This window comes from Actinomadura sp. CNU-125 (assembly GCF_001942465.1).
Taxonomy (GTDB): Bacteria; Actinomycetota; Actinomycetes; order Streptosporangiales; family Streptosporangiaceae; genus Spirillospora.
Window position 1 is genome coordinate 1 of sequence record NZ_MKJY01000531.1, and the last position, 1,399, is coordinate 1,399.

Below are 1,399 nucleotides of genomic sequence, written 5' to 3' on the forward strand. Positions count from 1 at the left end.
CGGAGCGACGCTGCGCCGCCCAATGGGGCGACCTGGCACGCCCCGACGCCTTCGGCCGCTGGATCCAACCCCGCACCCCACACGACGAGACGCCACCGACCCTGGACTTCTTCCTCGAACACGACACCGGCACCGAAACCCTCGCGCGCGTCACCCGCAAACTCGGCGGCTACGCCGACCTCGCCGAAGCCACCGGCACCACCACACCAGTGCTGTTCTGGCTCCCCAGCGCCGCGCGCGAGGCCAACCTCCGCCGGTTGCTCGACACCCCGGAGGTCCCGGTCGCCACCGCCGTCCAGTCCCCCGCCACCGACCTCGAAGGGCCCGCCGGCCGGGTGTGGCTCCCGGCCGGGCTCGAGTCGGGGCGGCGCTGCGGGCTGGCCGAACTCGCCGACATCTGGCTGACCGCACGCCCCGCGAAGGTCGACCCCTCCTGATGCCAATCGTCATCGGCGCCGGAGCCCTCGTCCTGGTGCTCGTCGCCGTCTTCATCGGCGTACTGAGCGCGGTCCTGCCCGGCTCGTCCGGCGCCTGCACAACGCCCCCGCCCGAGCAAGGCGCGGTCGCCGACATTCCCGCCGACTACCTCCAGCTTTATGTGCGGGCCGGGGACCGGTACGAGATCGGGTGGCACGTTCTGGCCGCCGTGGGCAAGGCCGAGTCCGACCACGGACGCGGCCCCGGCTCGGGCATCCGTTCCGGAACCAACCATGCGGGCGCCGCCGGGCCCATGCAGTTCCTGCTCAGCACCTGGGCGGCGTTCGGCGTCGACGGCAACGACGACGGCCGCACCGACGTCTACGATCCCGCCGACGCCATCCCCGCAGCCGCCCGCTACCTCCAACACAACGGCGCACCCGACAAGATCCGCACAGCGCTGTTCCGGTACAACCACTCCGACGCCTACGTCGACAAGGTCCTACAGCAGGCACGCGCCTACGCCGCAGCAGCCCCGGCAGACCCCGACGAATCTGCGGCACAAGTGTGTCTCGGCGCGGGCGGGAGCGTGGCGGCGCCCACCGAGGCCGCCGCCAAAGCCATCGCCTTCGCCCACGCCCAGCTCGGCAAACCCTACGTGTGGGGTGCCGAAGGCCCACGCGGTTTCGACTGCTCGGGCTTGTCCTTCGCCGCCTACCGCGCCGCCGGAATCGGTGTCCCGCGCGTGTCCGGTGCTCAGTGGCGGCACGGGCCTCGTGTCCCTCGCGGCCGGGAGCAGCCGGGCGACCTGGTGTTCTTCAACTCCGGTCCCGGAACCTCGATCACCAACCCCGGACACGTCGGCCTGGTCATCGCCCCGGGACAAATGATCGCCGCCCCGCACACCGGCACCGTCGTGCAGATCCAGTCCTACAAGCGCGACACCCTGCTCGGCTTCACCCGCCCCACCGCGCACCGATGA

General features: G+C 71.9%; 2 protein-coding genes. Both read left to right on the forward strand.

The genetic code is table 11. The features are described 5' to 3' along the window. The coding region (locus BJF79_RS39685) for a replication-relaxation family protein (protein WP_187357125.1) at nucleotides 1-437 on the forward strand (437 nt) is incomplete at its 5' end. Continuing rightward, complete coding sequence (locus tag BJF79_RS39690) at nucleotides 437-1,399, forward strand: NlpC/P60 family protein (protein ID WP_075905145.1); 963 nt, start codon at nucleotides 437-439, stop codon at nucleotides 1,397-1,399. The genes BJF79_RS39685 and BJF79_RS39690, both read left to right, overlap by 1 nt.

Bases quoted from the DNA above. Each gene is read 5' to 3' on its own strand.
- BJF79_RS39690 (WP_075905145.1), top strand. From the start codon at position 437: ATGCCAATCGTCATCGGCGCCGGAGCCCTCGTCCTGGTGCTCGTCGCC.